We start from the raw sequence: 8,521 nt of genomic DNA, 5'->3' as shown, positions 1-8,521 counted from the left end.
GCAGTGATAGTCGCCCAAACAGCAATAAACTTGACGATGTTATAGAAATTCTTCTACTGTTGAGATACAGTGAACAGTAAACAATGAAATGATAACTGATAAGGGACTTGCGCTTTGATAATGTACCTTTTGGGCGAACGCAGTTCGCCCCTACATTGTGGACAAAATCCGTTACTGTAGGGGCGCAAAGCTTGCGCCCTCCGATCGATTGGGATATTATTCCCACGCAAGTCCCTAAGCTGTTCGTAATTTAAATTGCTTGTTGAGACGAGGCAAAAGGCAAGAGGCAAAAGGCAACAGTAAAGGGATTGGGGGAGGTTCAGCTAATCTAAGAATAAGCGGTTTAAATGCGTCTTAGCTTAACTGTTTACTGATTACTGTTTACTGGACGGCTACGCCGTGCCTTTGGCAACACTGAAAAAAGCTTCCCACTCCCCCTCTCCTAACAATCGACTGCTAAGATCGAACAGAGCGATCGATCTCTCGCTCCCACGATACCTGATAAAACTATCCATGATCATTAAAAATAACCCCTATTATCGGGCTGTAATCGGCTTTTGGGTGGCTTTCCTTGTGTTTTGGGGTTTTGGGAGTTTCTCACCCCTTCTTGCCCAAGCGAAAGAGCAATCAGCCGATGTACAATCGATTACCCCCTACCTTAAGCAATTTCAACAAAAAATTACCGAATTTCGCCTCGACAACGGACTAAAATTTATTATCCTAGAAAATCGCGATGCTCCGGTTATTTCCTTTGTCACCTACGCGGATGTGGGAGGTGCCGATGAACCAGACGGTAAAACAGGAGTTGCCCACTTTTTGGAACATTTAGCCTTTAAAGGCACAAAAACCATCGGTACTACCGATTATCTTAGCGAGAAAAAAGTCCTCGATCGCCTTGAAGCTATAGACAAAGAACTGCAAGCGGCCAAAAAAGCGGGTAAAAGCGCAGAAGTGGCTAAATTAACGGAAGAATTTCAAAAAACTAAGGCAGAGTCCGAGAAATTCGTCCAACGCAACGAATACGGGCAAATCGTCGAAACTCAGGGAGGAGTCGGTTTAAATGCCACCACTTCCAGTGATGCAACTAGCTATTTTTACAGTTTCCCGTCGAATAAATTGGAATTGTGGATGTCTTTGGAATCGGAAAGATTTTTAGAACCGGTGTTCCAACGGGAATTTTACAAAGAAAAAGACGTAATTCTGGAAGAAAGACGGATGCGGACGGATAATAGCCCCTTGGGTCTATTAATCGAAGCTTTTCTCGATCAAGCTTATACTGTCCATCCCTACAAACGTCCCGTTATCGGCTACGATCGAGATATTCGCAATCTGGAACCCTCAGATATCCAAAACTTTTTCGATAAATTTTATGCTGCCAGTAATTTAACCATAGCTATCGCCGGGGATGTGGACCCAGAACAGGTCAAACAGTTAGCTAAGGTTTATTTTGGTCGTTTTCCCGCTAAACCGAAACCCCCACAGGTGACGGTAGTGGAACCGAACCAAACCAAAACAAAGGAAATTACCCTAAAATTAGCCTCGCAGCCTTGGTATTTAGAAGGATACCATCGTCCCGCCCTCAATCATCCCGATCATGCGGTTTACGAGGTTATCGCCACTTTAATGAGTGAAGGAAGAACTTCGCGACTGTATAAAGCTTTAGTGGAGGACAAACAACTTGCCCTCGCTGCCCAGGGATTTAACGGCTTTCCGGGAGATAAATACCCGAATTTGCTGTTATTCTATGCTCTTACCGCTCCTAATGCCAGTGTGGAGGAAGTAGCGCAGGGTTTGAATTTGGAATTGGAAAGATTGAAAAATGAACCGGTTTCGGAACAGGAATTAGAACGGGTTAAAAATCAACTACGGGCAGCCCTATTAAGAGGTCTTGATTCTAACATGGGCATGGCGCGATCCTTGATTGAATACGAGGTAAAAACCGGCGATTGGCGTAATTTATTCGCCCAATTAGATGCTTATAATGCTGTCACGGCAGCTGATATTCAACGGGTGGCTAAAGAAACTTTTACCCCCGAAAATCGCACTATTGGCCGAATTTTACCGAAATAGAGAGATGGGGAGATAGGGAAGTGGGGAAATGGGGGAAGTGGGGAAGTGGGGGAATTTCAACTAAAACCCCATCACCCCCCGCAACGCGCACGCAGTGACCACCCCAACACCCCAACACCCCAACACCCCAACACCCTAACACCCTAACACCCTAACACCTAAAACCTAAAACCTAAAATAAATATAATCATGAAAAAACGCTTACAATGGCTAGGTTTAATCCTGATCACCCTGATAGGTGTCCTAGCTTTTCGTTCCCCGGCAATTGCCCAAACCCCGCGACATTTTACCGATTTAACTTTTCCTCCTCTTCCTGAAGTGACAGTTCCCCAATACGAACGTTATCAACTAGATAATGGTATGGTGGTTTATTTAGTGGAGGATCGGAGCTTACCTTTAGTGAGTGGTACGGCGATGATTCGGACAGGAGGGAGATTAGAATCCGGGGAAAAAGTCGGATTAGCCGATATTACTGGAACCGTGCTGCGTAGTGGTGGCACGGAGAAACATCCTTCTAATGTCTTAAATCAGTTATTAGAACAAAGAGCAGCCCTAGTAGAAACCTCGATCGATCTTAACGCTGGAACTGCTAGTTTTAGCGCTCTTAGTGAAGATTTAGAAGCAGTTTTTAATCTCTTTGCCGAGGTTTTGCGTTCCCCAGCTTTTGAAAGTCAGAGGGTAGAATTAGCCAAAGTTCAGGAAAAAGGCGCGATTGCCCGACGTAATGATGATCCTGATGATATTGCTAGTCGGGAGTTTAAAAAGCTAGTCTATGGTGATAATAGCCCCTACGCTCGTACTGTAGAATATAGCACTTTAGCTAATATTGACCGTCAGGATTTAATCGATTTTTATCGTACCTATGTCCGTCCCGACCAAATAATTTTAGGAATTGTCGGTGATTTTGATTCTCAGTCGATGAAAGCATTAATCAATAAAACTTTTGGCGATTGGAAAAATCCCGCCACTGCCACTAAAATTGTCACCCCTTCTGCAACCCAAAAAAATCTTCAAGGTGTCTTTGTTGTCAATCAACCCCAATTAACCCAGAGTAGCGTTTTATTAGGTCATCTTGGGGGTCGTTTGGATAGTCCCGACTATCCCGCTTTAACGGTATTAAATGAGATTTTAAGCGGTTTTGGTGGTCGTTTATTTAATGAAGTGCGCTCCCGTCAAGGATTAGCTTATTCTGTCTATGGTATCTGGAATAGTCGTTATGATTATCCTGGTTTATTTATTGCTGGAGGTCAAACTCGCACCGATGCTACCGTGCCTTTTATTAAGGCAATTTTAGGCGAAATCGAGCGACTTCGCAATCAACCCGTTACTGCCAAAGAATTGGAAGATGCTAAAAATGCTATTCTCAATTCTTTTGTTTTTAAGTTCGAGAAACCTGCTCAAAATTTATCGCGATTGATGACCTATGAATACTATGGTTATCCCCAAGATTTTATCTTCCGTTATCAACAAGCGGTAAAAGGGGTGACAATTGCCGATATTCAACGAGTGGCCCAACAATATCTACAACCGAATCAAATTGTGACTCTTGTGGTGGGTAATGAACAGGAAATTCAACCTCCCTTATCCAGTTTGGGAACTACGGTTAAAACTGTTGATGTCACCATCACACAAATATAAATAAATCTAGGTTGGATTGAGCTAAACTAGGTGAAATCCAACCTAGAAAAATGGGACAAATATAGCACGATATATGACTTTACAACTCACCATAAATTATCCTGAAAACTTACCCGACTTTCTTCAAAAAACACGAGAGGAATTCGAGAGAGAAGCAACTTGGGCTATGGTAGTAAAACTCTTTGAGATGAAACGTATTTCGTCCGGTATGGCTGCCAATTTATTAGGAGTGGATAGGGTTAATTTTTTATTGAGATTGACCGATTTTGGCGTAGGGATGATTGACTTAACAGAAGAAGAACTATTATCAGACCTTGAAAATGCCTAAAGCTAAATTACAGCCCTTCTCATAAAAAAAAGTATAACCTAATTTGGTATTGACTCCTGACTGCTGACGACCGACTCCCCAAAACGAAAACTTCCTAAGTAGGGAGGCACAATTATTTGTAGGATGGGTTAGCGGTACTGTAAACTATGCGGGCGTTGGGTTTCATGCTTCAACCCAACCTACGTTCATCCTATATTTAATTCCACCCACCTACTTATCTCACCATTGAGATAACTGCTGTAACTATTTTGAGATAACTAAGGCTATCATTGAGGAAAGTTACTGTTGAGACTCCTGATTAGTTTGTTAATTTTTGTGTTAAGTAGCTAGACAATTAAACCCTTTAGAGATAGGGTGATCGTGGCTGAGTTGGCTATTATATAGTTTTGTAAATAAATATCAAACTCAAGGATTTTTGAAGATGGTATGTAGCTAAACTGAAAGTATAAAGTACAGAGGTAAAAATACTTATGATGCTACTACAAGATGTTGCGAGAACCTCTAGAGAACAAGCATTAATTCTGTGGTTTGAAGAAGTAGACAGCAAAGACGTGGGATTAGTCGGTGGGAAAAACTCCTCATTAGGCGAAATGATCCAACAATTAACCCCGAAAGGGATTAATGTCCCCACAGGATTCGCCACCACCGCTTACGCTTACCGTCACTTTGTCGAAAAAGCCGGACTAGACGCACAATTAAGACAAATTTTCCAAGATTTAGACGAAAATGATGTGCAGAACTTGCAAGAAAAAGGTAAACAAGCACGCACATTAATTCTCAATACACCGTTCCCCGATGATTTAAGTCATGCGATCGCTATTGCCTATCGCCGACTCTGTGAACGTTATGGCGATGATCTCTATCATTCCATAGATGTGGCCGTTCGCTCAAGCGCCACCGCCGAAGACTTACCAGAAGCGAGTTTTGCCGGACAACAGGAAACCTATCTCAACGTGCAAGGGGTAAGGGGAGTTTTAGAAGCTTGCCATAAATGTTTTGCCTCTTTATTCACCGATCGCGCTATTTCCTACCGTCATCATAACGGTTTCGATCACTTTGCCGTCGCCCTTTCCGTCGGTGTCCAAAAAATGGTGCGTTCAGATCTAGCCACCTCCGGGGTGATGTTTTCCATCGATACGGAAACAGGGTTCAAAAATGCCACTTTAATCACCGCAGCCTACGGTTTAGGGGAAAATGTCGTGCAAGGAGCCGTTAACCCCGACGAATATCTGGTTTTTAAACCCACTCTTAAAAACGGTTACAAACCCATCCTCGACAAACGCCTCGGCAGTAAAGCCATCAAGATGATCTACGATGATGGAGGATCGCGTCTAACCAAGAATATCCGAGTTAACAAGCTAGAACAGGATCAATTCTGCATTAGTGACCAAGAAATCCTTACTTTAGCTCGTTGGACGACCCAAATCGAGGAACATTACTCGCAAGTGCGCGGAACCTACACCCCCATGGACATCGAATGGGCAAAAGATGGGATCACGGGAGAACTCTTTATCGTTCAGGCCCGTCCAGAAACCGTACAATCGCAAAAAGCCGCTAATATCCTTAAATCCTACGAAATTAAAGAAAGAAGTCAAGTTTTAGCGGTGGGACGGAGTGTAGGTGCGGCAATCGGTCAAGGAAAAGCCAGAGTCATCCTCAGTGTAGATAAAATCAACAACTTTAAACCGGGAGAAGTTCTCGTCACCAATCGCACGGATCCCGACTGGGAACCGATTATGAAACAAGCAAGCGCGATCGTTACTAATCAAGGTGGTCGTACTTGCCATGCCGCTATTATCGCACGAGAAATGGGCATTCCGGCGATCGTGGGTTGCAATAATGCCACGGAAACGATTAAAACCGGTCAGGAAGTCACCGTTTGCTGTGCGGAAGGGGATGAAGGGAAAGTTTACCTCGGATTGCTACCCTTTGAAATTCTTGAAACTCCCCTGGACAATTTGCCCCAAACTCGGACAAAAATCCTCATGAATATCGGTAATCCCGAAAAAGCCTTCGCTTTTGCCGATATTCCTGCCCAAGGGGTCGGTTTAGCTCGTCTAGAGTTTATTATCGCTAACCATATTCAGGCCCACCCCAGCGCCTTGCTGAAATTCCACGAATTGGAAGAAGGAGACGTAAAAGACCAAATCGCCGAATTAACCAAACACTACGAGGATAAACCCCAATTTTTCGTCGATAAATTGGCCCGGGGAATTGCCATGATTGCAGCCGCATTCTACCCCAAAGATGTAATTGTGCGGATGTCCGATTTTAAATCCAATGAATACGCTAATTTATTGGGTGGCAAACCCTTTGAACCCAAGGAAGAAAACCCGATGATCGGTTGGCGCGGCGCTTCCCGTTATACTGATCCTAATTATCGCGAGGCTTTCGCTTTGGAATGTCGGGCGCTGAAAATGGTACGGGAAGAAATGGGATTAACTAATGTGATTCCGATGATTCCTTTCTGTCGTACCCCCGAAGAAGGGATGAGAGTCCTTGAAGAAATGGCGAAAAATGGTCTCGAACGCGGGGTTGATGGTTTGCAAGTTTATGTGATGTGTGAGTTACCAAGTAATGTAATTCTTGCCGACCAATTTGCTCAGGTGTTTGACGGATTTTCGATCGGTTCTAATGATTTGACCCAATTAACCTTAGGATTAGATCGGGATTCTGCCCTAGTTGCCCATCTTTTTGATGAACGGAATGAGGGAGTTAAACGCATGGTGAAAATGGCCATTGAAACCGCTAAAGCCCAAAATCGCAAAATCGGTATCTGTGGTCAAGCTCCCAGTGATTATCCCGAATTTGCTCAATTTTTAGTGGAATTAGGCATCGATTCTATCAGTCTTAATCCTGATTCTGTCCTCAAAACTTTATTGATGGTGGCAGCAGTGGAGCAAGGACAATAGTTTAGTGATAAAGGTGGGACTTGCCCACCTTTTTTTGTACTAAGCCAACTAACTTCATCATACTGAAAATACATATAGCCCACTATGGCTATTTTTTAGTTGTCTCTTAACAAAGATTAACTTTAAACTGCGATCAAGAGATAAACTTAGATTTCGTCAGGATTAAGGCCTAATTCCCGGAGTTTATTGGCTAATCGTTCCGCTCGTTGTTTTTCCTCATTATAGCTAGTGAAAGCTTGTCCATCGGGATAAAAAAGCAACATTTCCGGTTCGATCCCCCCTGCCCCCCTTGATAAGGGGGGTGCCGATCCCCCCTTAAACCCCCCTTGATAAGGGGGGTGTCTGATAATTTTTAACGCCTACCTACTTATAAGCCAATAACACCACTCTAAAGGGGTCTAGTATAATTAGAAGAGGTTGATCAAAGGGGGTTTATGGACGATAAAACCACAAAGCCAGAAGCATCCGAATCTGAAGAGAAAAAAGAATCAGATTTTGAACAGGAAAGTAAACAGGCTGAAGTTTGGACGGGAAAAATCACTGCTTTTGTTGCCCATCAACTCCGAACCTCCGCTCCTTCCCTTCCAATTATCGGGGGTAGCATTACAGGCGGCTTAACTTGGCTTAGTCAACATGACACGGTTAAGGCGATTATTGTCGGGGGAGTCACTTTTATCGTCACGGGCTTTTTTACCTACGGATCAGCCTGGAGTAAAGCGTTTTTAGAAGTGGCAAGAACCAAAGGTAAAGATCACGGTAAAGGTACAGCTTTAAGCTTTTTTGTTTGGCTAGACAAAGGACTGGAAAAAATACGTTGGCAATTAGCTAATCCTGACGGGAAATATTTAATTAAATTACGGGATTCAGATTGTCGTTATGATGATATTGAAGGGATTGAAGATGCAATCTTTGGTTTTTCTACCCCAGAACTAGAAGAAATTTTTATTAATTTGGATCTGAGTCAATTAGAACTGCGCTCAGAAGAAGAGTCTAAAGGTACGGGGGATGATATTTGGGATTTATTGCGACGGGCTAAAAAGAGGACAAATTTACGGTTGTTAATTCTGGCTCCTGGTGGCCGAGGAAAAACGACTTTATTGCGTCATTTAGCCTATAACTACGCTCTAAAACAACCGAAACAAAATGCACCTTTTTTAATTCCTGTCTTTTTACGTTTACGGAGATGGCAGGAAGTGATTACCACCACAGAAGGATTGGATTTACCAACCTTAATTGAGCGACATCTTAAACAAGATATTTCTCAAGAATTAGATTTACCTGAGAACTGGGCTAAAAGTCATTTAACCCATCAGCGAATGTTAGTGATGTTTGATGGTTTTGATGAAATTAAACCCGAATATGCCGAAAAAGTCAGTCAATGGATTGGCAAACAGTGGCAAGATTTTCGCCAAAACTATTTTATTTTAACTTCTCGTCCGAAAGGCTATCAAGCGTTTAGCTCTGAGCATAAACCTCGGCAAAAGGTGTTTATTAATGAATTTACCGATAAAAATATTCATGATTTTGTCTATAAATGGTATTTCTGGCAAGAGCAGGAAACCAGAGTTAGCAG

5 protein-coding genes are annotated in these 8,521 nt (G+C 42.9%); all 5 read left to right on the top strand.

Features of this window, described 5'->3' with window-relative positions; translation table 11 throughout:
- The first annotated feature begins 513 nt into the window (after positions 1-513).
- Positions 514-2,070 carry a M16 family metallopeptidase gene (locus PX636_RS16620; protein ID WP_288117895.1) on the top strand — a complete coding sequence of 519 codons (1,557 nt, stop codon included), beginning with the start codon at positions 514-516 and terminating at the stop codon, positions 2,068-2,070.
- A 189-nt stretch (positions 2,071-2,259) separates the two neighbouring features.
- A complete protein-coding gene (locus PX636_RS16615; protein WP_002797635.1) occupies positions 2,260-3,708 on the top strand; it encodes a M16 family metallopeptidase in 1,449 nt (482 codons plus the stop codon).
- A 73-nt stretch (positions 3,709-3,781) separates the two neighbouring features.
- On the top strand, positions 3,782-4,036 hold the full coding sequence (locus PX636_RS16610; protein WP_002788303.1) for a UPF0175 family protein: 255 nt from the start codon (positions 3,782-3,784) through the stop codon (positions 4,034-4,036).
- Between the two features lie 470 nt (positions 4,037-4,506).
- Positions 4,507-6,948, top strand: a complete 2,442-nt coding sequence (gene ppsA / locus PX636_RS16605) for a phosphoenolpyruvate synthase (protein WP_287726814.1) — start codon at positions 4,507-4,509, stop codon at positions 6,946-6,948.
- A gap of 434 nt (positions 6,949-7,382) precedes the next feature.
- On the top strand, positions 7,383-8,521 hold a 1,139-nt coding region (locus PX636_RS16600), incomplete at its 3' end, for an NACHT domain-containing protein (protein WP_288117891.1).

It is taken from the genome of Microcystis sp. M53598_WE2 (assembly GCF_030067735.1).
Taxonomy (GTDB): Bacteria; Cyanobacteriota; Cyanobacteriia; order Cyanobacteriales; family Microcystaceae; genus Microcystis; species Microcystis aeruginosa.
The sequence above is the reverse complement of the archived record's forward strand: the minus strand, read 5'-3'. Positions and strand labels throughout refer to the sequence as shown.